The sequence below is a fragment of the Pseudarthrobacter sulfonivorans genome, from assembly GCF_014712225.1.
Classification (GTDB): Bacteria; Actinomycetota; Actinomycetes; order Actinomycetales; family Micrococcaceae; genus Arthrobacter; species Arthrobacter sulfonivorans.
The window spans coordinates 40377-63247 of sequence record NZ_JACXBW010000018.1 but is presented as its reverse complement, the minus strand read 5'-3'; the positions used below and the strand labels follow the sequence as shown (position 1 = coordinate 63247).

At 67.8% G+C, this 22871-nt stretch carries 24 protein-coding genes and 1 riboswitch; of the genes, 11 read left to right on the top strand and 13 right to left on the bottom strand.

The genetic code is table 11. The features are described from left to right. Positions 1 to 63: 63 nt before the first annotated feature. Positions 64 to 1464 (top strand): MFS transporter, encoded by a 1401-nt coding sequence (locus IAQ70_RS19215; RefSeq protein ID WP_190991224.1) that lies wholly within the window; start codon positions 64 to 66, stop codon positions 1462 to 1464. Here IAQ70_RS19215 and IAQ70_RS19210 read toward each other — a convergent pair whose 3' ends face one another. Then, positions 1465 to 2187, bottom strand: coding sequence for a class I SAM-dependent methyltransferase (locus IAQ70_RS19210; RefSeq protein WP_190991222.1), 723 nt, complete (start codon positions 2185 to 2187; stop codon positions 1465 to 1467). Positions 2188 to 2521: 334 nt separating this feature from the next. Here IAQ70_RS19210 and IAQ70_RS19205 point away from each other — a divergent pair, with 334 nt between their 5' ends. Next, positions 2522 to 4471: a DEAD/DEAH box helicase gene (locus IAQ70_RS19205; RefSeq protein WP_190991220.1), complete on the top strand. Its 1950-nt coding sequence runs from the start codon at positions 2522 to 2524 to the stop codon at positions 4469 to 4471. Positions 4472 to 4562: 91 nt separating this feature from the next. Here IAQ70_RS19205 and IAQ70_RS19200 read toward each other — a convergent pair whose 3' ends face one another. The 7 genes from IAQ70_RS19200 to IAQ70_RS19170 all read right to left on the bottom strand — a co-directional run bounded on the left by IAQ70_RS19200 (position 4563) and on the right by IAQ70_RS19170 (position 9060). Continuing rightward, entirely contained in the window at positions 4563 to 5213 is a 651-nt protein-coding gene (locus tag IAQ70_RS19200; protein ID WP_190991218.1) for an MBL fold metallo-hydrolase, read from the bottom strand. Between the two features lie 26 nt (positions 5214 to 5239). Continuing rightward, positions 5240 to 6235, bottom strand: coding sequence for an aldo/keto reductase (locus tag IAQ70_RS19195; RefSeq protein WP_223860370.1), 996 nt, complete (start codon positions 6233 to 6235; stop codon positions 5240 to 5242). A gap of 91 nt (positions 6236 to 6326) precedes the next feature. Then, on the bottom strand, positions 6327 to 6968 hold the full coding sequence (locus IAQ70_RS19190; protein ID WP_190991214.1) for a nucleoside/nucleotide kinase family protein: 642 nt from the start codon (positions 6966 to 6968) through the stop codon (positions 6327 to 6329). A gap of 9 nt (positions 6969 to 6977) precedes the next feature. Then, positions 6978 to 7340 (bottom strand): DMT family transporter, encoded by a 363-nt coding sequence (locus IAQ70_RS19185; RefSeq protein WP_190991212.1) that lies wholly within the window; start codon positions 7338 to 7340, stop codon positions 6978 to 6980. After that, positions 7340 to 7663, bottom strand: coding sequence for a DMT family transporter (locus IAQ70_RS19180; protein WP_190991210.1), 324 nt, complete (start codon positions 7661 to 7663; stop codon positions 7340 to 7342). Before IAQ70_RS19180 ends, IAQ70_RS19185 begins: the two co-directional genes overlap by 1 nt. 9 nt (positions 7664 to 7672) lie before the next feature. Next, a riboswitch (guanidine-III (ykkC-III) riboswitch) is annotated at positions 7673 to 7738 on the bottom strand. Between the two features lie 61 nt (positions 7739 to 7799). Then, entirely contained in the window at positions 7800 to 8330 is a 531-nt protein-coding gene (locus IAQ70_RS19175; RefSeq protein ID WP_190991208.1) for a ferritin, read from the bottom strand. An 82-nt stretch (positions 8331 to 8412) separates the two neighbouring features. Beyond that, positions 8413 to 9060, bottom strand: coding sequence for a HutD/Ves family protein (locus IAQ70_RS19170; RefSeq protein ID WP_190991206.1), 648 nt, complete (start codon positions 9058 to 9060; stop codon positions 8413 to 8415). 141 nt (positions 9061 to 9201) lie between these two features. Here IAQ70_RS19170 and IAQ70_RS19165 point away from each other — a divergent pair, with 141 nt between their 5' ends. Beyond that, positions 9202 to 9801: a phosphoribosylanthranilate isomerase gene (locus IAQ70_RS19165; RefSeq protein ID WP_190991203.1), complete on the top strand. Its 600-nt coding sequence runs from the start codon at positions 9202 to 9204 to the stop codon at positions 9799 to 9801. A 95-nt stretch (positions 9802 to 9896) separates the two neighbouring features. After that, positions 9897 to 10301 carry a YccF domain-containing protein gene (locus IAQ70_RS19160; RefSeq protein ID WP_190991202.1) on the top strand — a complete coding sequence of 135 codons (405 nt, stop codon included), beginning with the start codon at positions 9897 to 9899 and terminating at the stop codon, positions 10299 to 10301. Between the two features lie 18 nt (positions 10302 to 10319). On the opposite strand, the gene IAQ70_RS19155 is transcribed toward IAQ70_RS19160, so the two are convergent. The 3 genes from IAQ70_RS19155 to IAQ70_RS19145 are packed head-to-tail and all read right to left on the bottom strand — an operon-like array spanning position 10320 to position 13030. Beyond that, entirely contained in the window at positions 10320 to 10742 is a 423-nt protein-coding gene (locus tag IAQ70_RS19155) for a VOC family protein (RefSeq protein WP_190991200.1), read from the bottom strand. A gap of 38 nt (positions 10743 to 10780) precedes the next feature. After that, positions 10781 to 11650 carry a DUF4031 domain-containing protein gene (locus IAQ70_RS19150; protein ID WP_190991198.1) on the bottom strand — a complete coding sequence of 290 codons (870 nt, stop codon included), beginning with the start codon at positions 11648 to 11650 and terminating at the stop codon, positions 10781 to 10783. A gap of 45 nt (positions 11651 to 11695) precedes the next feature. After that, on the bottom strand, positions 11696 to 13030 hold the full coding sequence (locus IAQ70_RS19145) for an FAD-binding oxidoreductase (protein WP_190991196.1): 1335 nt from the start codon (positions 13028 to 13030) through the stop codon (positions 11696 to 11698). A gap of 190 nt (positions 13031 to 13220) precedes the next feature. Between IAQ70_RS19145 and IAQ70_RS19140 the strand changes: the two genes are divergently transcribed. From IAQ70_RS19140 to IAQ70_RS19115, 6 genes are all read left to right on the top strand, one after another. Next, a complete protein-coding gene (locus IAQ70_RS19140) occupies positions 13221 to 14756 on the top strand; it encodes an FAD-dependent oxidoreductase (RefSeq protein WP_190991194.1) in 1536 nt (511 codons plus the stop codon). 35 nt (positions 14757 to 14791) lie between these two features. Then, positions 14792 to 15202, top strand: a complete 411-nt coding sequence (locus tag IAQ70_RS19135; RefSeq protein ID WP_190991192.1) for a TOBE domain-containing protein — start codon at positions 14792 to 14794, stop codon at positions 15200 to 15202. Continuing rightward, entirely contained in the window at positions 15199 to 16002 is an 804-nt protein-coding gene (gene modA / locus IAQ70_RS19130; RefSeq protein ID WP_190991190.1) for a molybdate ABC transporter substrate-binding protein, read from the top strand. The genes IAQ70_RS19135 and modA overlap by 4 nt, the downstream gene beginning before the upstream one ends. 8 nt (positions 16003 to 16010) lie before the next feature. Further along, positions 16011 to 16865: an ABC transporter permease gene (locus IAQ70_RS19125; RefSeq protein ID WP_190991187.1), complete on the top strand. Its 855-nt coding sequence runs from the start codon at positions 16011 to 16013 to the stop codon at positions 16863 to 16865. Next, a complete protein-coding gene (locus IAQ70_RS19120) occupies positions 16862 to 17926 on the top strand; it encodes a sulfate/molybdate ABC transporter ATP-binding protein (RefSeq protein WP_190991185.1) in 1065 nt (354 codons plus the stop codon). Before IAQ70_RS19125 ends, IAQ70_RS19120 begins: the two co-directional genes overlap by 4 nt. A gap of 120 nt (positions 17927 to 18046) precedes the next feature. Continuing rightward, entirely contained in the window at positions 18047 to 18706 is a 660-nt protein-coding gene (locus tag IAQ70_RS19115) for a hypothetical protein (RefSeq protein ID WP_190991183.1), read from the top strand. Positions 18707 to 18709: 3 nt separating this feature from the next. Here the strand turns inward: IAQ70_RS19115 and IAQ70_RS19110 are convergent, their stop codons facing one another. Beyond that, a complete protein-coding gene (locus IAQ70_RS19110) occupies positions 18710 to 19099 on the bottom strand; it encodes a hypothetical protein (RefSeq protein WP_190991181.1) in 390 nt (129 codons plus the stop codon). 180 nt (positions 19100 to 19279) lie between these two features. Here IAQ70_RS19110 and clpB point away from each other — a divergent pair, with 180 nt between their 5' ends. After that, positions 19280 to 21937: an ATP-dependent chaperone ClpB gene (gene clpB, locus IAQ70_RS19105; protein WP_190991180.1), complete on the top strand. Its 2658-nt coding sequence runs from the start codon at positions 19280 to 19282 to the stop codon at positions 21935 to 21937. Positions 21938 to 22003: 66 nt separating this feature from the next. On the opposite strand, the gene IAQ70_RS19100 is transcribed toward clpB, so the two are convergent. Then, positions 22004 to 22723 (bottom strand): SDR family NAD(P)-dependent oxidoreductase, encoded by a 720-nt coding sequence (locus IAQ70_RS19100; protein ID WP_190991178.1) that lies wholly within the window; start codon positions 22721 to 22723, stop codon positions 22004 to 22006. Positions 22724 to 22871 lie beyond the last annotated feature (148 nt).

Here is a 22871-nt window from a genome sequence, read left to right as displayed (position 1 = left end):
GCCGCTGCCTGATCCTGCACCTGCCTGATACCGTGGCGTCCAACTACTGATCAGGCTGGTGCCGTGCGAGAATCCACCCTCCCCTCAACGGGGACCACCGCCGGGATCCTGCAGCCGCCGTACCTGTGGGTGACCATCGGCGCGTGTTCCCTGGTGTTCCTGGCGGCGTTCGAATCGCTGGCGGTGACCACCATCATGCCCGTGGTCAGCCGCGAGCTGAACGGGGCCAGCCTGTATGCGCTGGCTTTCGCCGGGCCCATGGCTACGGGAGTGATCGGGATGGTGGCGGCCGGCAACTGGTCGGACCGCCGCGGCCCAACCATGCCCCTCCACGCCTCCGTGGCACTGTTTGTGCTCGGCCTGATCATCGCGGGCACGGCCGTGTCCATGCCCGTGCTGGTCGCCGGCCGCCTGGTGCAGGGGCTTGGCGGCGGGGCACTGACAGTGGCCCTCTACGTCGTGGTGGCCCGTGTCTATCCTGCCGCCCTGCATCCGGGGATCTTCGCCGCCTTCTCCGCCGCGTGGGTCATTCCCTCACTGGTGGGGCCTTTCGCGGCAGGCCTCGTGGCGGAGGTCCTGAGCTGGCACTGGGTGTTCCTCGGCGTGGTGGGACTGGTGGTTCCCGCGCTGGTGATGATTGTTCCGGTGCTCCGCGGCATGGACCGTCAGCCGGAGCAGGCAACGCTGCCGCCCTGGGCGGTGGGCCGGATCGCCTGGGCTGCGCTCGCCGCGCTCGCCGTCCTGGGCCTCAACCTTTCCGCGGAAGTCACCATTGCGGGCTTCCCTGCAGCGCCGGCACTCCTGGCTGCGGCCGCCGTCGTCATAGCCCTCGTTGCCGTGCGCCCGCTCGTGCCTCGCGGGACACTGCTCGCGCGACGCGGCCTGCCGAGCGTAATCCTCACGCGTGGCCTGGCCGCCGCGGCGTTTTTCGGGGCGGAGGTGTACCTGCCCTACCTGCTGATCGACCAGTACGCGTTTGCGCCGACGTTCGCCGGGCTGGCCCTCACCGCAGGTGCCGTGGCGTGGGCCGGTGCCGCCGCGATCCAGGGCCGGCTCGGCATACGGCTGCAGCACCGCGCTGCTGTCCGCATCGGCTCCGCGCTGGTGCTGGCGGCCATCGTGCTCACGCTGGCGACCGCGGCTCTCCACTGGCCTGCCGCCGTCGCGATCGCCGGCTGGACCTTCGCCGGCGGCGGGATGGGGCTGCTCTATCCCCGGCTGAGTGTGATGACACTGGCCCTGTCCACGAAGGAGAACGAGGGCTTCAACAGTTCGGCGATGTCCATCGCGGATTCGCTGGGCGGCGCGCTCGCCCTCGCCACCACGGGCATCGTTTTTGCGGCGTTTACGACGACGGCGGAATCGTTTGCGGGGGTCTTCGCCCTGGCAGCGGTGGTGGCCGTTGCCTCGGTTGCCGTGGCGCCGCGGGTTGCGGGAGCCGGGAAGGCGCGGGCCCTTCAGTAATCAGGCCAGCCGGGTGGCCCGGAGCACGGTATCGGCGATGACGGCTTCCTGCCCGTCCGGCCCGTTGGCGACCCGATCCCGCGTGGTGTTGACCTCCACCTGCCAGCCTGGGGACTCGATGCCCAGTTCCTGGACGAGCTGGGCAGGGGTATAGAACATTTCCGGGGCGGTGTGGTTTCCCCACGGCGGCAGGCGGTGCGGGTGGTGGCCCACGATCAGCAGTGTTCCACCCGGCTTGACCGCGGCGGCCGCCGTCCGCAGCGGAGCCTGCCAAACCAGCTGGGGTCCGTGCAGGAACTGGGACGACACCAGATCGTAGGTCTCCGCGGGCTGCCACTCGTCCAGGTCGCACTGTTCCCAGTGGATGCGGCTGGCGATGGCGTCAGGTCCCGCGTGCACGCTTTCGCGGTCCAAGGCATCTTTTTCGTGCCTGGCGGCGCGTTCCAGCGCGACGGCGGAAATATCGACGGCCGTGACGGTCCAGCCCTGCTGCGCGAGCCAGATGGCGTCCGCACCTTCGCCGCAACCCAGGTCCAGTGCTTTCCCCGGACGCAGGCCGGCACCCTCGCGGACCAGCTGCGGGTTCGGTTTGCCGCTCCAGATCTGCGGCTTGCTGCCGTATTTCTCGTCCCAGGCTTCAGCCGCACTTTGCTGCCGCCGACCCTCCTGGCGCGTGCCGCCGTCGTCCGTTCCGTGGTGGTGGCCCTCGCCCTGTCGCGTCATGCCTCAAGCCTGCCCCGGCCCGGCTTGGAAGGCAACGGTCCCGTCCGCACGCTTGCCTGTCCGCGGGGTCGAATCAGGGCTGGGGGCAGCGGGATGGTATGCTTAGGGGACTTGATGTGCAGTGATGCCCGCCGGTCCCTATTTTTGGGAAGCGGGTTTTTTCATGTGAGAGGCACATCCTGCGTCGATGAACGCGTTCCATTTGGTCCCGGCCGCCGCCCTGAATTGGGCAGCAGCCCGGTTGATCACCTGAATTTTCTTCGGCGAAACCCTTGAGCCAACCGGCATCGGGGGCCGATATCCGCACGGATACCGCCTGAAAGACCTTGAATCTATGACTACTTTTGCTGCCCTCGGCACGCCCAAAGAACTTGCCGAGACCCTCACCGCACAAGGAATTCTTGAGCCGTTCCCCATCCAGGTGAAGACACTCCCGGACACCCTGGCCGGACGCGACGTCCTGGGCCGCGGCCGCACCGGCTCCGGCAAGACCATCGCTTTCGCCATCCCGCTTGTAGCACGACTCGCTGAGCGGGAAGCCAAGCACTTCCGCAAGCCCGGCCGCCCCATGGGCCTGGTCCTCGCACCGACCCGCGAGCTGGCCACCCAGCTCAACGCCACCATCGAGCCGATGGCCAAGGCCATGGGCCTGAACACCACCGTGGTCTACGGCGGCATCTCCCAGGCCCGCCAGGAAAAGGCCCTGCGCGCCGGCGTCGACATCGTCATCGCCTGCCCGGGCCGCCTGGAGGACCTGATCCGCCAGCGCATCCTGACCCTCGAAGCCGTTGAGGTCACCGTCCTGGACGAGGCCGACCACATGGCCGACCTCGGCTTCCTGCCCGTGGTCAAGAAGCTGATGGACATGACCCCCAGCCAGGGCCAGCGCATGCTCTTCTCCGCCACCCTGGACAACGGCGTGGACAAGATCGTCCAGCGCTACCTGTCCAACCCGCTGACCCACTCCGTGGATGACCCGCAGGCCGCGGTGACCACCATGGAACACCACGTGCTGGTGGTCAACGACCAGACCGTCAAGAAGCAGCTGATCGTCGAGCTCGCCTCGGGTGCCGGCCGCCGCGTACTTTTCATGCGGACCAAGCACCACGCCCGCAAGCTCGCCAAGACCCTGACCGACGCCGGGATCCCCGCCGTCGACCTGCACGGCAACCTCTCGCAGAACGCCCGTGACCGGAACCTCGCCGAGTTCTCCTCCGGTGACGTGCGCGTCCTGGTGGCCACCGACGTCGCCGCCCGCGGCGTCCATGTGGACGACGTCGAACTGGTCATCCACGTTGATCCGCCCACAGAGCACAAGGCATACCTGCACCGCTCAGGCCGCACCGCCCGGGCAGGTTCGGACGGCACTGTTGTGACGCTGACCCTCCCGGAGCAGCAGTCCGACGTCAAGAAGCTGATGAAGGCTGCCGGCGTCGAGGTCAACTTCGAGCGCGTCACCGCCAACTCGCCGCTGGTTGCTGAACTCGTGGGCGAAATGGCCGACAAGATTGATCCCCGCACCCGTGCGGCACTGCTGGCCACCAAGGCCAAGCAGTCCGGTGGCGGCACCTCCACGGGTGCCAATGCCGAGCGCAAGCGCGCCCGCCGCAGCCAGGACGGCCCCACCGCCGGTGGCCGTGGTGGACGTGGCGGCCGCGGACGTGTCTCGGCTGAGGCTCCCCGCACCGACCTGCCCCGGGCAGAGCGCCGCGCCGTGGCTTACGAAGGCCGCACCGAGGCACGGGCAGCATTCGATCGCGTAGCTGAGCAGAACGAGGACCGCGCCATCGCGGCAGCAGCTGCACGCCGCAACGCCCGCGGCACCACTGGTTCAACGCACCGCAACGACGTCCCCGCAGCAGGTGGCCGTGCCGCGGCCGGCCGCGGTTCGGACGGACGCAGCTCTGACGGCCGCACGGATTCCCGAATCACCCGCAGCGATGCTCCCCGCGGCGGAACCGGACGTCCGGCTTCCTCCGGCCGCCCGGCGTCGTCCGGCGGACAGCGTAACGGCCGTCCGGCAACCGGCCAGCGCGCAGCGGGCGCACGCACTGCCGGTGCAGGCGCCGCTGCAGGTGCCCGGACCGGCGGCGTCCAGCGCTCTGCAGGTGCCGGCGCGGCCGGCGGCGGCAACAAGGCTGTTTGGTCCTCCAACACCGGTGGTACTTCCGGTGGCTCGTACGCAGGCAACGGCGGCGGCGGCCGTTCCGGTGAAGGCCGTCCGGCACGCAGCGGCCCCCGCCGCGCGTCGGCTCCGGCTTCGAACGAACGCCGCAGCCGCTAGGCCCACCTAAACACCATCGAGTGCTCCGTAACCGCCGTTTAGAAGGTTCATAACGGCAGTTATGGAGCACTCGATTGGTTGTTGACCCGTCCTACCAGCCGCGGGCGCGCCACTCTTCAACGTGCGGGCGTTCAGCGCCGAGGGTGGTGGGCTTCCCGTGGCCGGGGTGGACCACGGTGTCATCCGGGTAGGCATCGAACAGCCGCTCGCTGACGTCGTCGAGCAGCTGGTTGAACCGCCCAGGATCCTTCTGGGTGTTGCCCACACCGCCGGGGAACAGTGAGTCCCCGGAGAAGATGTGGGTGGGCCCGGCGGGGTCCCGATAGACAAACGCGATGGATCCCGGGGTGTGTCCGCGCAGGTGCACTGCGGTGAGCTCAAAGCCGTCCACGGCGCAGGTATCCCCATGATCCAGGGTCCGGTCCACGGAGACAGGCAGCGCCCCGGCGTCGTCCTTTCCGGCAGTGGTCGGGGCGCCGGTTGCTGCCACCAGTTCCTTCAGTGCCCGGACGTGGTCCCAGTGCTGGTGCGTGGTGGCGATCAGCGCAAGCTGTGGCGTTGCCGCGGTATCCGCGGCCGCGTCCTGCAGCAGCCCCTGGATGGCGGGGAGATCATCGGCGGCGTCGATCAGCAGTTGCGCGCCCGACTCCTTAGCCGTGAGCAGATACACGTTGTTGTCCATCTCGCTGACCGAAATCCGGCGGATGGTGATGTCCTGTAGGTCGTGAATAAGCGTGTCCATGGGCCTCAGTTTATTCACGGCGCCGGTTATTCGCGGCCCTGGGACACCCAGGTGGGGTCCGCAGAGCGGGAGCCGACGACGGCGTCCGCAGCCTCGTCCAGCGCGTTCAGTTGTGCCGGGCTAAGGACCAGGGACAGGGCGCCCAGGTTCTCGTCGATCCGGTGCGTTTTGCGCGTGCCGGGGATGGGGACCACGGGCAGGCCCAGCCGCTTTCCCTGCGCCAGCAGCCAGGCCAGTGCCACCTGGGCCGGGGTTGCGGACAGTTCCGTGGCCACGGCCTGGACGGCCGCCACTACCGCCTGGTTGGCGTCGGCGGCGTCCTCGGCGAAACGGGGGATCCGGCGTCGGAAGTCGCTGGCTCCCAGGCTCGATGCGTCCACGGTGCCGGTGAGGAATCCCCGGCCCAGTGGCGAGTACGGCACAAAGCCGACGCCCAGGCCGGCGGCAGCCGGAACAACGTTGCGTTCCACGTCGCGGCTCCAGATGGACCATTCGCTCTGGACCGCGGCGATCGGATGTACCGAGTGGGCTTCAGCCAGCTCCTGCGCGGTCACCTCAGACAGGCCAAGGTGTTTGACCTTGCCCTGCTGCACCAGCCCCGCCATGGCCTCCACGGTTTCCACTATCGGAACGCGGAGGTCACGGCGGTGCATGTAGTAGAGGTCGATCACGTCCGTGCCGAGCCGCTTCAGGCTGGCGTCGACGGCCTGCCGGACGTAGGCGGCGTCGCCCCGGATGTCCGTGTAGCCGTCCGTGGGCGTGCCCACCAGGGAGAACTTGGTGGCGAGCTGGACTTCGTTCCGGCGGTCCCTGAATAACTGCGCGATGAGTTCCTCGTTGCTGCCCCCGCCATAGATGTCCGCGGTGTCAATGAAGCTGACGCCGGCGTCCACGGCATGGTGCAGGGTTTTGAGTGCCTCGTCCTGGTCAATTCCGCCGTAGACGGGGGTGAGGGCCATTCCGCCGAAGCCGAGAGGGCTGACGTTGAGCCCGTCGCCGAGGTGAACCGATGTTGCAGTCATGAACGCTCTCCATTCCATTGTGGACTCTTGAGTTATGCTGGTGCGTTTTACAGCCAAGAACCCCGCCGCCGGCTGCAGTATTCCGGAATTCCTAGCCCCAGGGGATGATCCGGTCCGCGGCCCGGCGCGTGGCATCGATGAGCCGGGCGTTCCTCTCATCCGGACCCGAGGCCCAGGCTTCCGCGGCGGGCCGCTCCATGCCGAACTCCACGTGCCGGTCCACCAGCCTGGCCAGCCGGACGGCAGAAGGCGTGTCCATGAACCAGACCTCGTCCAGCTGCGCCCGCACGTCCTTCCACTCCAGCGTCTCGGCCAGCAGGTAGTTCCCCTCGGTGATGACCAGCGGCACGGACGCTGGGATCGCGATGGACGCGGCCACCGGTTCGTCCAAGGTGCGCCGGAACTCCGGCGCGTAGACCACGGCTTCATCACGCCGCGCCAGCCGTTGCAGCAGCGCCAGGTAGCCGCCGACGTCGAACGTGTCCATGGCCCCTTTGCGTTGCCGCAGGGGTGTGCCGTCGATGATGGCGTTGCCGAGGTGGAAGCCGTCCATCGGCACCACGACGGCAACCCCAGGGCCGAATTCCAGCTGCAGCCGGGCGGCGAACGTGGATTTGCCGGAGCCGGGAGCCCCGGTGATGCCCAGCAGGGTCCGGCGGCCGCCGCCGAACCCACCGTCGTGGAGCCTGTGCCTCAGCGCGTCGATCGCCGCGGCGATTTCGGGGGAGTCCATGGCAAAAGCCTAAACCGGCTGGTCCTCGCGGACCCTGGCCTCAGCGGGCAGGGACTTCAAGCCCGCCGCGCAGCCCACAATCCCGGCGATGAACAGGACTTTCAGCACGCTGAAGGGTTCGACGCCGGTGGCCATTGCCCAGCCCACCGTCAACGCAGCCCCGATCCCCACCCAGACGGCGTAAGCGGTGCCAAGCGGGATGCTTCGGATGGCGAGCCCCAGACCGATCATGCTCAGCGTGGACGTCACGGCGAAGACAGCGGTGGGCAGCGGGCGGGTGAAACCGTCGGACAGGCCCAAAGCAGTGGCCCAGACCGCCTCGAGGACGGCGGAGGCCAGGAGCAGCAGCCATGCAACGGAACGCGGGTTCATCACGCCACCACCTTCAGGCCAACCACGCACGCAGCGATGCCCGTGAGCAGCAGGAGGCGCGCCGTCGTCGGACGTTCAGCCTTGGTGAGAATCGCGTACGCGGAGGTCAGCACCACGCCCACGCCCACCCAGACGGCGTAGGCGGTTCCGGTGGGAATGGACTGCATGGCGATGGCGAGGCCGGCCATGCTGGCAAGGACGGAGACCAGGAAAAGGAGTGCGGGTGCGACGCGGCGGCGGCCTGATGACTCGAAGGTTCGGTGCAGGGCGGCTGCCCAGACGGCCTCCAACGACCCGGAAAGAATGAGGACTAACCACGACATGACAGATCCTTTGGCCAGTCTTGTCGCGTGCCGGGTACTGAACCGTCGTCCGGAGGCCCGATTGCGGAGCCTTATTTCCAGCGTAGCAAACCCCGACGGCGGGTGGCCGGGTTGGTGGCCAGCCTCACCGGTGGGACTAGAGCGCGCCGCCGGCAGCTTCGGGGGCGGAGGAGTCGCGGCCGCCGTCGCCGATGGTTTCACGGGCGATGAAGTTCTCGATGTCGAAGAGGTTGTCCGCGCGTTCGGCGATGTTCAGGAGGGTGGTCATGGAGGCGACTTCCTCCACCTGCTCCTTGAGGAACCAGAGCATGAACTGCTCACCCAGGGCGTCGTCCTCGGCGCGGGCGGCGCGGAAGAGGGCCTCGATGTTGGCGGTCACTTCCTTCTCCTGCTGCAGGGCCAGGGCCAGCGGCTCGGTCACGTTGGCGAAGTCGTTCCGCACGGCGGGGACGCCCGGGATGGAGAAGACGATGTCTCGGTCCAGCATGTACTGGACCATCATCATGGCGTGGTTCCGTTCCTCCACCGACTGCCGGTAGAAGTAGCGGGCCAGTTGCGGAAGGTCCTGGTTGGCGAACCACGTGGCCACCGCGATGTACTGCTGCGAGGCCGCGAACTCGTTACCGATCTGGGTGGACAGGAGCGCATTGAAGGGCGTGGAAGTCATAGCCCGAGTCTAGGAGCGCGGCCAGAGACGCACCAGTGTGGAAAGGCTCAGGTAACGAAGGCGAGGCTAGCCTGCAGCCCCGTCAGCCCTCCACGCGGTCGATCGAAACCACGGCCAGGAAGCCGCGGCCCAGGACCTCTGGGGAGCGGGTATCGGATCCGACGACGGCGTCGTAGCGGTTGAGTGCCTCGGGTTCCGCGGGGGCCGCGGCAGCTTCGCCCTCGGCACCGTCCTCGGCGCTCGCAGCCGCGCCGGACCCGGCAGCGTTTGCAGCGCCGGGGCTGACCGTGGCCTGGCCCTGCAAAAGCACCGCGAGCTGACCCCCAAAAACCGGGTGCGCGCGTTTCTTGGACAGCTCAATGATGGACGTGAAGCCCTTGAACGAGCCGGCCCGGGTGATGACGTTGAGGTCCCGGATGTCGCCGGTGGGCAGGGCGCCGTGCGCTGCAGCGTCACCGGAGAACCTGAAAGGACGGTACTTTTCCAGCGGATGCTCGGCGCCGTCCACGGTGAGCAGGAGCAGTTCACCCTCCACCACGGTCAGCACACGCTCCATGCCCGGAAACGCCGAGAAATGCCCGGCCTTGGTGACGTCGGCGATGCTGACCCGCCAGTCCCAGGCGCCGTCCTGCGCCGAGGCCGCCTTGGGATGGCTGGCCAGTTCACGGGTCACCCCGCCGCCGTTGCGCCACGGTTCGGACCTGAGTTCTGCGAAGCGGATGATCTCCATTCGTCCAGCCTAGTTTGTCGGGCCGGTTCGTTCGGCAGGCCGCCGGCGGCAGCCCGTTATGACGGCACCGTCCGCTCAGACCCCGATCCCTGCTAGTCTCCTCCCGGGGGACATCGCGAAGAGAGCCTGAAGGAGCCGGGAATGTTCGTCAAAATATGTGGTCTGAGTACATCGGAATCGGTCCGCGTTGCCGTCGAGGCCGGGGCGGACGCCGTCGGGTTCGTGCTGACGGCCAGCCCGCGGGCGGTCTCACCCTCCCAGGTTTCCGGGCTCCTTACCGGCGTGCCTGCCGGGGTGGCCGCCATCGGGGTATTCCGGCATGAACCTGTGTCCGATGCCCTTGCCATCGCCCGCGCCGCCGGACTCGAGTGGATCCAGCTCCACGGGGACCTCACCCCGGAAGACGTCGCCACGGTGCACGACGCCGGCATGAAGCTGGTCAGGGCAGTCACCATGGCAGCCACGGCGGACGCGTTCGAAGACTGGGGCGAGGAGCTCCTGTTGATTGATGCCGCAGTGCCAGGATCCGGAGAAACCTGGGACTACGCCTCCATGCTGGATGTGGCAGCGCTTGAGGGCCGCAGCTGGCTGCTGGCCGGTGGACTGACTCCGGAAACAGTGGCGGACGCCGCCGCAGCCTCCGGCGCGTGGGGCGTGGACGTCTCCTCCGGCGTCGAGGCCTCACGCGGGGTGAAGGACCTGGACAGGATCCGCGCGTTCGTCAAGGCCGCCAAGGGCTGATCCAAGGGTTCCCACGCGATCCCGGCCAGTATTTCAGGGACCAATCAGGGCAGACCCCTAGGTTTTTGTCAGACCCGGCAAGGCACAATGGACAGATGAAGACACTGCTCAACATCATCTGGCTCGTTTTCGGCGGATTCTGGCTTGCCCTGGGCTACTTCGCTGCGGGCATCATCTGCTGCCTGCTGATCGTGACCATCCCCTGGGGCATCGCCTCGTTCCGGATCGCGGCGTACACGTTGTGGCCCTTCGGGCGGATGGTGGTGGACAAGCCGGGCGGAACCGGCGTGTTCTCGCTCCTGGGGAACGTGATCTGGCTGGTGGTGGCGGGCATCTGGATCGCGATCGGGCACGTGGTCACGGCCTTCGCCATGGCGGTCACCATCATCGGCATCCCGCTGGCCATCGCCAACCTGAAGCTCATCCCGGTGAGCCTGATGCCGCTGGGCAAGCAGATTGTTCCCACCAGCACGCCGTTCATCACCGCCTACCGCCGGTAGCCATTCAGCCGGCGGCGGTCAGGCGCCGGGCCCCTCCACTCCGGGCACCAGCCCCTGCGCTTCCAGCTCCTCGGACTTCAGCGCACGCAACACACAGAACTCGTTGCCGTCAGGATCAGCCATGACCACCCAGGTCACCTCGGGCCTCTGGCCAACGTCTGCCCGGGTGGCACCCAAGGCCTCCAGCCGCTGGACTTCAGCGGCCTGATCGCCTGGCCGCAGATCCAGGTGCAGCCTGTTCTTGAGCTCTTTCCGCTCGGGAACCTTCAGGAACAGCAGGTCCGGGCTGACACCGTCGGCCGGGCTGCCAGCGGGCGGCTCCAGCACAATCTCGTCCGCCGCCTCGTACGTCCGCCGCCACCCCAAGGCTTTCTCCCAGAAATCGGCGGGCACCTTGGGGTCGGTCGAATCGATGCTGACAGCTTGGATGCGCAGGTTCATCCGTGCAGTCTTGCATCGGCCGATGCGGCCGTAAAGGGTCAGGCGAGCTCGCCCTGCAGGTTCCGGCGGGCAGCGTCGAGCCACAGCTCCCGGGCCCGCGCGCTGTGGAAGAGCGGGTCCAGTTCCAGTAATTGGCGTACGACGGCGGCGCGTCCGGCTGCGAAATCGGCGTCCCCGATGTGCGCGTAGTCTTCGCGGACGGCAGCCACGTACCTGGCGTAGGGCCCAGGTTCGCCGCCGAGGACCGAGAGGTCCGCGTCGCAGAGGAGGGCGCCGTCGTCGTCCCCTGGTTCCGGGCGGTGGTCCGACGTCAGCATGACCAGCCGCGCCACCTCCTCGACCTCGGCAGGCGGAAGCCCCGCCTCAGCCAGCCGGTCCTCTGCGAGCTGGGCGGACTGCTCCTCATCCTGGCCTGCGACCCCGCGGTACACGGCGTCGTGGAACCAGGCCGCCAGCAGCACGGTCCGCGGCGGCTCGGCGGGATCAGTGAGCATGTCCAAGGCCTCGAGCACGGCCAAGAGGTGGGTGCGGCCGTGGTACTTCCGGTGCTCCTCGCCCCACCGGTCCAGGAGGTCCAGGAAGAGGGCGTCGTGGCCGGGCATGATGCTTTCCCAGCGGTTCAGGAGCGGCACTTTCAGGGATTTGCTGCGCTGCCGGGCAGGGATGCGCAGCCCGCTGGCGATGAGCTTACGGACCAATATCCGGGCTTCCACCGGGATGGCGCCGGCGGCCACGAGGTCATCAAACCGGCGCTCCGGGACGTCGTAGTGGTCGCCGTCGAACGCCCGGTCCGGGATGCCGGCCGCGGCCGCAAAGGCGTGGAGTTCCGCCAGCGACGTGTCGGAGACCAGGTGTGAAAAGTGCGTGTCGTGGGCAGGCCACAGGGGCGGATCCAGGTAAATCGCCATGGGAAGAGTCTATTCCGGAACGCACAGGCCGCCCGGAGCCTGAACTCAGGAATCCGCCGGCAGGATGTTCTGGTTGCCCCGGAACACGTTCTGCGGATCGAAGTCCCCTTTGACCCTGGCCAGCCGCGCATAGTTCGCGTCGCCGAACGCGGCACGGATGCGGTCCTGCCCCTCGTTGCCGATGAAGTTCAGCCACACCCCGCCGGTGGCGTACGGCGCGATCCTCCCGCGGAAGTCCTTCACCCAGGTCTTGGCCCGCTGGCCCTCCTCGGGCGTGGGGGAAATCCCGTACGGGTGGCTCACCCAGGCAGCGTTGCGGTTGACCAGCGGTGTGGCCGCGCCCGCATTACCGCCGACGGCGCCGCCCCAGCGGGCGACCAGCAGCTGGGATGTGGCATCGGGGAGGTTCCGGGCCGAGTCCACAAACAGGTCCAGGGCGTCGTCAGGCAGTTCGTCATGATGGTCCGCGCTCCAGTAGTTGTAGTGGTCAGGCGGATCGTCCAGGGAGCCGTTGAACTCGGCGTACGGAGTGTCGCCCACCAGGTCTACGGCGGGCCCGAGTTCGCGGAAGGGCCGGGCGTGCTCGGAGCCCTCCTCGGTGTCGCCGGCGTAAACATAGCCGATGGCCACGACCATCTTCCCCACGAGGTGCTCGGGCACAAACGGCTCCGGCGGCGCGGTCAGGTAGAGCAGTGCCAGGCCGGCGCCGTCGGGGGCCGCGAGGGCCAGGTCCCGGAAGGCCCGCGTGACAGCTGTGGCCTCCTCGCCGGGCCACAGCCAGATCCCGGCCTGCACCACGGGCCCGAGCCGGTGTGCCTGGAACGTAAAGGACGTGGCCACGCCGAAGTTCCCGCCGCCGCCGTGCAAGGCCCAGAAGAGCTCGGGGTTTTCCGTGGCACTCGCGGTGACCCGATCGCCGTCGGCTGTTACCAGGTTCACCGAAACGAGGCTGTCGCAGGCGAACCCGAACGAGCGCTCCAGCCACCCGGATCCGCCGCCGAGGGTGAAGCCCGCGACGCCGGTGGTGGAGGCGCGTCCGCCGGTCACGGCCAGTGCGTGCTCCTGGGCGGCGTGGTCGAACTCGCCCCAGGTCACGCCTGCGCCGACCGTGACAATGCCGGATTCCGGATCCACGTCGATCGTCTTCATGGGCCGGACATCGACCACCAGGCCGCCGTCGTTCGTGGACATGCCGGCCACTGAGTGGCCGCCGGCCCGGACGGCAATGGCCAGGGAATTCTCGCGTCCGTAGCGGAGGGCCTCGGCAACCTCGGCATCATTTGAACACTGGGCAATGACGGCCGGGCGCCTGTCAATCATGGCATTGAAGACCTTGCGGGCCTGGTCAAAATCGGGGCTGTCAGGCTTGATCCACTTCATCACCGCGCTCCTCAGTGACCGCGGCCTCTCCCCTCCCCATAGCGTAGGACGCTGGGGCGGGATGTTCCACAGTCGGCCGCTGACCTGCGAATACTGTCGGCGGGGAGGGCGCCGGGGACCGTTGATATTCCACCGAGGAAGGCGGATGATCAGCAGGAACTGCCATCCGTCCGGGTCATGGGAGGTTTCGATGGAGATATCAGGCGGTGGCCCGCTACAAGGTGAACCCGAGTCCCTCTGGCTCGCCTCCGCCGGGGAGACCGGCTATCCGGCGCTGGACCGGGATATCGAGGCGGACGTGGCCGTCATCGGAGCTGGCGTCGCCGGACTGACAGCCGCGTTGGCCCTCAAACGAGCCGGGCACACTGTCGCGGTCATCGAGGCGGCACGGGTTGGAACCGGCGTCACGGGCCACACCACCGGCAAGGTCACCTCGCTCCACCGGCTTGCCTACACCGAACTCGCCCGCAACCACGGCACGGACACCGCGCGCATCTACGGCCAGGCCAACCAGGGCGCGATCGAACACATACAGCGTGTGGTGGCTGCGGAGAGCGTCGATTGCGACTTCCGCCTCGTCGCCAACCACACCTATGCCGAATCCGACGAAACCCTCGAACAAGTCCGCGCCGAAGCGGACCTCGCCGCGAGCCTCGGCCTGCCCGCGACTTTCACCGCGGAGGTGCCGCTGCCGTTCCCGGTCAAGGGCGCGGTCCGGTTCGACGGGCAGGCTCAGTTCCATGCGGTGAAGTACCTTCAGGGCCTGGCGCGTGCGGTCCACGGGGATGGCAGCTGCGTCTTCGAACAGACCCGGGCGCTGCGGGTCCACGACGGCACCCCAGGCGAAGTGGACGCCGAGGGCGGCACGGTCCGGGCCCGTGACATCATCGTCGCCACGAACGTGCCGTTCGCCGACGAGGGCAGTTTCGACGCCCGGTGCCAGGCGCATCGTTCGTACATCGTGGCCGGACGCGTGGACACTCCGCCGCTTGGTGCCACGTTCATCAGCGTCGACGAACCGATGCGTTCCATCCTGACGGTCAGCATCGAGGGCCAGACTTATGTGCTGACCGGTGGGGAAGGCCATCCCGCGTCCGAGGCCGGTGATAGCGCCGGGCGGTACCGCAGGCTGGCCGCCTTCGCCCGTGACAGGCTCGGTGTCCGTGAGGTCACCCACCGCTGGTCAACCCAGGACAATTTGCCGGCGGACGGGCTGCCCTACGTTGGACTCATGTCCGCGGACGCCAGGCACCTGTACGTCATCACCGGGCTGCGCAAGTGGGGCCTGACCAATGGAACAGCTGCCGCCCTCATCCTCACAGACATCATCAGCGGCCGGGAGAACCCCTGGGCCGCGGTGTTCAACAGCAACCGAACCACCCCGGCAGCCAATGCCGGCGGGTTGGCAGAGGAGAGCCGGGCCCCGGGCCTGCCCGGCAAGACCAGCCCGCAGCCAGGCCACGTCACGCTGACCCCCGGCGAAGGAACCGTCATCGACGTCGCCGGCGAGAGCACTGCCGTGTTCAAGGACGCCGACGGGCGCGTCCACTCCCTCTCTGCCATCTGCACGCATTTGGGCTGCACCGTCGAGTTCAACGCCGCAGAAACCACGTGGGACTGCCCCTGCCACGGTTCCCGGTTCGCCGCCGACGGCACCGTCATCCACGGACCCGCCACCGCCAACCTCCCGCCCGGACCGGAACACCTGCCGGAAAGCCTTAAATAGGCTCCGGAACCGCAAATGCGGACTATTATGGGCAAATGCCCACTATTCGCGTCTCCGAAGCAGCCCGGTTCCTCGGCGTCAGTGATGACACCATCAGGCGCTGGACGGACAACGGCACCCTCACCGCCCTAAAGGACGACGCCGGCAGGCTGGCAGTGGACGGGCTGGAACTGGCCCGGCACGCGCAGAAACTCGCCCAGCTTCCGGATGATCCGCACCGGAGCGGCAGCTCTGCGCGCAACCGGTTCGTCGGCCTGGTCACGGGCGTCACCGCGGACAAGGTGATGGCGCAGGTGGAGCTTCAGTGCGGCCCGTTCCGGGTGGTCTCGCTGATGAGCAGCGAAGCCGTCCGCGATCTAGGCCTGGAACTCGGCTCCGTGGCCACCGCCGTGGTCAAGGCCACCACCGTCATCATCGAAACGCCGCACGGCAAGGGTTCCGCATGAGGCGCGCATTCGCCGGGGTTCTCGTGGTCCTGGCGCTGGCGTTGGCGCTCGCCGGCTGTTCGCCGGCGGCTGACGGTGGGGCGGCGAAGCAGGGAACCGCGGTCGACGGCGGCGCGTCCGGCGCGGCGGGCAGCGTCACCGTTTTCGCCGCAGCCTCGCTCAAGACGGCCTTCACGGACATCGCAGGAAAGTTCGAGGCGGCCAACCCGGGCACAGACGTCACCCTCAGCTTCGCCGGCTCGGCGGACCTGGTCACGCAAATCACCCAGGGCGCGCCGGCCGACGTCTTCGCCTCCGCGGACACCCGGAACATGGACAAGCTCGAGGGCGAAAACCTGGTGGCCGGCGAACCCGGCAACTTCGCCACGAATACGCTGACCATCGTGGTCCCGCCCGGGAACCCGGCCCGCATCACCGGCTTCAGCGACCTCGCCCGGTCCGACATCAAGGTGGTGGCCTGCGCCAGCCAGGTGCCCTGCGGTGCTGCCGCCCAAGCCATCGAGCAGGAAACCGGCACCAGGCTCAGTCCCGTCAGCGAAGAGTCCTCGGTCACCGACGTCCTGGGCAAGGTCATCTCGGGGGAGGCCGACGCGGGGCTGGTCTATGTCACTGACGCCAGGAACGCGGGCACCAAGGTGGAAGAGGTCACGTTCCCCGAGGCAGCCACGGCCATCAACACCTATCCCATCGCCGCCGTGAAGGGTGCCCGGAACAAAGCTACGGCGGTCGCGTTTGTGGACTTCGTCCGGGGCCCTGAAGGCCAGGCTGCGCTGGCCGCCGCCGGCTTCGGCAAACCGTAGCTGGACCCGTGACCGCCCGCAAAGCCGCCACCTACACCGGCATTCCTGCCTGGGTCTACGCCGTGGCCGCCGCCGGGGCGCTGCTCGTGGTGCTCCCACTGGCAGCCATGGTGGCCAAGGTCAACTGGGCCAACTTCATCCCGCTGGTCACGTCCGAATCCTCGCTGACAGCCCTGGGACTGAGCCTGCGCACCTCGGCGGCGAGCACTGTCCTCTGCATCATCCTGGGGGTGCCGCTCGCCCTGGTCCTCGCCCGCGGCAGTTTCCCCGGCCAGCGTGTCCTTCGCTCGCTGGTCCTCCTGCCGCTGGTGCTGCCGCCGGTGGTGGGCGGCATTGCGCTGCTGTACACATTCGGCCGGCAGGGCCTGCTGGGCAGGACGCTGGAGGTGGCAGGCCTGCAGATCGCGTTCTCCACCACCGCCGTGGTACTGGCCCAGACCTTTGTTGCCCTGCCGTTCCTGGTGGTCAGCCTTGAGGGCGCCCTGCGCATCGCCGGGCCCAGATACGAAGCAGTGGCGGCCACCCTCGGCGCCAGCCCCAGCACCGTGCTGCGCCGGGTGACGCTCCCGCTGGTGCTGCCGGGCCTCGCGTCGGGCGCCGTCCTCTCCTTCGCGCGCAGCCTCGGCGAATTCGGCGCCACCCTCACGTTTGCGGGCAGCCTGCAGGGCGTGACCCGGACGTTGCCGCTGGAAATCTACCTGCAGCGCGAAACGGATGCGGACGCCGCCGTCGCACTTTCCCTGGTCCTGGTGGCCGTTGCCGTCGCCGTGGTGGCGCTCGCCTACCGGAGTCCCCGCGCGGGCAGGCCGGCCACCGTGGAGAGGACGACGACGGCGCCCGCCGCGAGCGGTGCAGTCCGGTGACGTTTGTGGTCCGGGCCGCCGTGGATCAGCGGGGTTTCGACTTGTCCCTCAGCGTCGGACCGGCCGAAACCGTGGCCGTGATGGGCCCCAACGGTGCGGGTAAATCCACGCTGCTCAACGTCATCGCGGGCCTCCTGCACCCGGACTCGGGCACGGCCGAACTGGACGGCAGGACGCTCTTTGATCTCACTGCCGGGCGTGGCTCATGGACCGCACCGCATCATCGCGGCACCGCCCTCCTGGCGCAGGAACCGCTGCTTTTCCCGCACCTGAGTGTGCTGGACAACGTCGCGTTCGGGCCCCGGAGCGCCGGCGCCTCGAACGCAGCAGCAAGGAAGTCCGCAGAGCATTGGCTGGCGGAGGTCGAGGCGACGGAACTGCGGGCCAGGCGTCCCGCGGAGCTGTCCGGCGGCCAGGCCCAGCGGGTGGCGGTGGCCCGGGCGCTCGCGGCTGACCCCGGACTGCTCCTCCTCGACGAGCCGATGGCAGCCCTGGACATCCATGCCGCGCCGCTGCTCCGCCGCCTGCTCAAACGCGTGCTGGCCGGCCGCCGCGCCATCATCATCACGCACGACGTCCTCGATGCCCTGATGCTCGCGGACCGCGTGGTGATCCTGGAAAACGGCCGGATCAGCGAGGACGGCCCCGCCCGCGAGGTCCTGCAGCGGCCGCGCAGCCGCTTCGCCGCCGGGCTCGCCGGGCTCAACTTCCTGGCCGGCGACATCACTGAACATGGTCTTCGGTCCGGCGGGCTGAACCTCTACGGACAGCACCACGACCTCCCCGGCCCGCTGGCCGCCGGACAGCCCGGCGTGGCTGTCTTCCCGCCGTCGGCCGTTTCCGTGTTCCTGTCCGAGGCGCACGGCAGCCCGCGCAATGCTTTCCCTGTCACCATCACGGACCTGGAGCCGCACGGCGACCAAATCCGCGTCCGTGCGGGCGAAAGCGGGCGGCTGAGCGCCGACATCACCCCGGCCGCCGCCGCCGATCTGGGGCTCGTGACGGGCACGCGGGTGTACTTCGTGATCAAGGCCGGCGCCGTGGCCATCTACCCCAGCTAACCCACCAACGCTCTCTCACTTAACGCGGGTTTTGGGCCGACGCTCTCTCACTTCCTGCGCCCCCGGCGCGGGTAGGCTGGTCAGCGTCGTCCGGACGCGGCGGCGCTATTGGGGGAGAACATGAAGAAAATTACGACGGCGGCTGCCGCACTGGCGCTGCTGGCCGGCCTGACCGGCTGCAGCCTGTTCCCGTCACCAACGCCGCTGCCGGACATCGCACCAGCCACTCCTGTGTCGGCACTGCCGCCGGAGTGCCCCTTTGTGGGCCAGAATGACCTGACGCCGGTCCGGATCCCGATCGGCACTCCGCGGGAGACGATCGGCAGCGTCCTGAACGCCTACAGCGGCTGGTTCAATGCCGGTTCCGAGCTGGTCGCCGGGTGGAGCCCCGGCAAGGCGGTCCCCGAAAACTGCGTTGAGCGGCTGGCAGCCCGGAACGCGGAGGCCTACTCGAGCACCCTGTTCACCTCGCACAGCGACGTGGCCTGGCAGGAATACTTTGGCTCCGTAAAGACGATGAACCAGCAGAACCTGGCAGCCGTCCGCGCTGCGGTGCCGGAGAGCAGCGGACGCGGGAAGTTTGAACTGCTGCAGGAGATCGATTCGAGCGCCACGGACAGCGGGACGTTCCTGAAGTTCGACGCCGTCTACCGGCCTGTCGTCGCCGGCCGGGGCAGCTGGGAGGACCTGGACAAGCCCACCCGCTGGTATGTGGAGCTGGTCCCCGCGGGGGAGTTCCTGGTGATCAACTACATCGAGACGAAACCCGCGGCAGGCTAATTCCTACATCCCCGGCAGGTCCAGGAATTCGTAGACCTGGATGCTGGCGCCGGGCATCATGAGGTGCGGGTGCCCGTCGAGGAGTGCCTGGGCGCCGGCGAGGTCCTCGGCCTGCAGGATGCCGTACCCGCCAACATGGCTGGCGCTGCTGATCTCCGCGGTGCCCGTGGCCGTGATTTCGCGGCCTTCACCCAGCGGGCTTCCCATGTCCACAATCCCGCTGCCCGCGCGGTCCGCCCACGACATCCAGGCCTTCATGCCTTCCTGCGCGGCCTCCGGCGAGCTCTCCGCCATCTGGGCCTGGGCTGACTGCGGTGCGACGTAAAGAACAGCAAACTTCTTCATGGTGAACCTCCGCTGGAGTGCGCCGGCGGAACAGTGGTCCCCGGTCACACATCGATCCTAGGTTGATCCGGCCGGCGGCGATACAGTGCAAGGGCACTACTTCGGGTCCGGATGATGCTGCCGAAAACCCGGTTCGCTGTGGGCAAAAATGCTCCCTGTCTTGCACGCATCAAAGTTGAGCGTAGTAGACTCAACTTAGCGAAAATGCTCATTCGGAAGGAGCTCTCTTTGGACGTCAAATTCACCACCAAGAGCCAGGAGGCTCTTTCGGCAGCAGCCATGAACGCCTCCACTGCGGGCAACCCGCAGGTCGAGCCGGCCCACCTGCTCAAGGCGCTCATGGATCAGCGGGAGGGTGTCGCGGTCGCGCTCCTCCGCGCCACCGGCGCTGATCCGGACACCGTCAGCGTCCAGGCGAGCAGTGCCATCAAGGCACTGCCGGCAACCTCGGGCGGCTCCACGCAACAGGCCCAGCTGTCCCGGCCCGCGCTGCAGGCCATCCAAAACGCCAAAAACGAGGCCGACCGCCTCGGTGACACCTTTGTGTCCACCGAAGTGCTGCTGCTGGGGCTCTCTGCCGGAAGTGACGCCGTCGGGCGGTTAATGCGCGACGCCGGCGCCTCCCATGAAGCGCTCCTCGCCGCCCTGCCGGGTGTCCGCGGTGACCGCAAAGTCACCAGCCCGGACCCCGAGAACACTTTCCAGTCCCTGGAGAAGTTCGGCACCGACCTCACCGCGATGGCGCGCTCGGGCAAGCTGGACCCGGTGATCGGCCGCGACATCGAGATCCGCCGCATCATCCAGGTGCTGAGCCGCCGCACCAAAAACAACCCCGTCATCATCGGCGAGCCCGGCGTGGGCAAGACGGCCGTCGTCGAAGGCCTCGCCCAGCGCATCGTGGCAGGCGACGTCCCCGAAAGCCTGCGCGGGAAGACGCTGATCGCTTTGGACCTCGCCTCCATGGTGGCGGGCGCCAAATACCGCGGCGAATTCGAGGAAAGGCTCAAGGCCGTTCTGGAGGAAATCAAAAACTCCGAGGGCCAGATCGTCACCTTCATTGACGAGATCCATACGGTGGTGGGTGCCGGGGCAACAGGAGAGTCGTCCATGGATGCCGGCAACATGCTCAAGCCCATGCTGGCCCGCGGCGAGCTGCGCCTGATCGGTGCCACCACGCTGGACGAGTACCGCGAGAACATCGAAAAGGACCCTGCCCTGGAGCGCCGGTTCCAGCAGGTTTACGTCGGCGAGCCGAGCGTGGAGGACACCATCGGCATCCTTCGCGGACTGAAGGAACGTTACGAGGCGCACCACAAGGTGACCATTGCTGACGCCGCCCTGGTAGCCGCCGCCACCTTGTCCAACCGCTACATCTCGGGCCGGCAGCTTCCGGATAAGGCCATCGACCTGGTGGATGAGGCCGCGTCCCGGCTGCGGATGGAGATCGACTCCGCCCCGGAGGAAATTGACCAGCTGCGCCGCGCCGTGGACCGATTGACCATGGAGGAGTTGGCCCTCGCGAACGAGAAGGACGCCGCCTCCGTGGAGCGCCTCGCCGCCCTACGCTCGGACAAGGCGGACAAAACCGAGGAGCTGGATGCGCTGAACGCGCGCTGGGAGGCCGAGAAGGCGGGGCTGAACCGCGTAGGCGACCTGAAGGCGAAGCTGGACGAACTCCGCTCCACCTACGACAAGGCAGCGCGTGAAGGTGACCTGGAGACGGCGTCGCGGATCCTTTACGGGGAGATCCCGGCGCTGGAACGCGAGCTGAACGCGGCCGCCGCAGCTGAAGAGGCTGTGACGGACAAGTCCGGCCAGATGGTGCCTGAGCAGGTTACCGCGGACGACATTGCCGAGGTCATTTCCGCTTGGACAGGCATTCCCGCCGGCCGCATGCTGCAGGGCGAAAGCCAGAAGCTCCTGCACATGGAGGAAGAGCTCGGCAAGCGCCTGATCGGCCAGTCCAAGGCCGTGACCGCGGTGTCCGATGCCGTGCGGCGTGCCCGGGCCGGCATCAGTGACCCCAACCGGCCCACGGGTTCGTTCCTTTTCCTCGGACCCACCGGCGTGGGCAAAACGGAACTCGCCAAGGCGCTCGCGGACTTCCTGTTCGACGACGAACGCGCCATGGTGCGGATCGACATGTCCGAGTACGGCGAGAAGCATTCGGTGGCCCGGCTTGTTGGTGCCCCTCCGGGCTATGTCGGCTACGAGGAGGGCGGCCAGCTGACTGAGGCCGTCCGCCGTCGGCCGTATTCAGTGATCCTGCTGGACGAAGTGGAGAAGGCCCACCCGGAGGTCTTCGACATCCTCCTGCAGGTACTCGACGACGGCCGTCTCACCGATGGCCAGGGCCGCACCGTGGACTTCCGCAACGCCATCCTGGTGCTGACGTCCAACCTCGGCAGCCAGTTCCTGGTGGACCAGTCGCTGGACGCCCAGGCCAAGCGGAATGCCGTGATGACCACCGTCAATGCCTCCTTCAAGCCGGAGTTCCTGAACCGGCTGGATGAGGTGGTGCTGTTTGATGCCCTGACCGTGGACGAGCTGTCCCACATCGTGGAACTGCAGGTGGCTGAGCTCGGAAAGCGGCTGCACGACCGCCGGCTCACGCTGGAAGTGTCCGACGGCGCCCGCGCCTGGCTGGCCATGTCCGGTTTTGATCCGGCATACGGCGCCCGGCCGCTCCGCCGGCTCGTACAGCGCGAGATCGGCGACCGTCTGGCGAAGGCCATCCTCGCCGGCGTCATCGCCGACGGCGACACCGTGCTGGTGGACACGGCGGCCGACCTCGATGAACTCACCATCGAGGGACTTGAGGCAGTGGCAGGGCCCGACGGCGGCGCTCCCGCCGGTACCGGCCTGGTGGTGCGGCGGAAGGAATAAAGCGGACCGTTGACGGAAAGCGCCCCCTCCGGTGGAGGGGGCGCTTTCGTGAGGTGCGGGCTTCGGCTAGACGGCCGTGTAGCCGCCGTCGATCGGAATGGTGGCGCCCGTGATGAACTTCGCCTTGTCGCTCGCCAGGAAGGTGATGAGGTCGGCAACTTCCTGCGCCTCACCGACGCGTCCGGCCGGGTGCAGGTTTGCATACTGCTCGAGGGTCTGTTCGTCGATGAGCGGGGTACGGATGACGCCCGGGGCCACCGCGTTCACACGGATGCCCTCCTTCGCGTACATCGTCCCGGCGGCGCGGGTCATGTTCACAACGCCGCCCTTCGAAGCCGAGTAAGCGATGTTGTTCGAGACGGCCACGAGGCCGAACATCGACGCGAGGTTAACCACCACGCCGCCGTTGCCCTGTTTGAGGAGCTGCTCGATGGCGTACTTGTTGGTGTAGAACACGCCTGAGTAGTCGATGCCGTTGGTGCGCTCCCAGTTTTCCACGGTCGAGGTGACAACGTCGCCCTCGCCGCCGACACCCGCCGAGGCGACGGCAATGTCGAGGCTGCCGAATTCCTCGACCGTCTTGGCGACGGCGGCCTCAACGCTTTCGGCCTTCGAGACATCGCCCTGGACGAACTTCGCGCCGATCTCGTCGGCCACTTCCTGCGACTTGGGGTTGTAGTCGAAGATCATGACCTTCGCGCCTTCGGCAAGGAAGGTCTTTGCGGTCGCGAGGCCGAGCCCCGATCCGCCGCCGGTGATGAATGCGACCTTGTTCTCGAGTTGCATGAGTCAGTCCAATCTCTAAGCGATTTCGCGGGCACGGTTGTGTCGATGTTCCGCGGTGCGCATCTATATGCGTATGCATCTATTCTGCCACTAATGGTTGAAAAGTCAACTTTCGCCGCCCTGGTGGCGCAGCAGGGCACGATGCTTG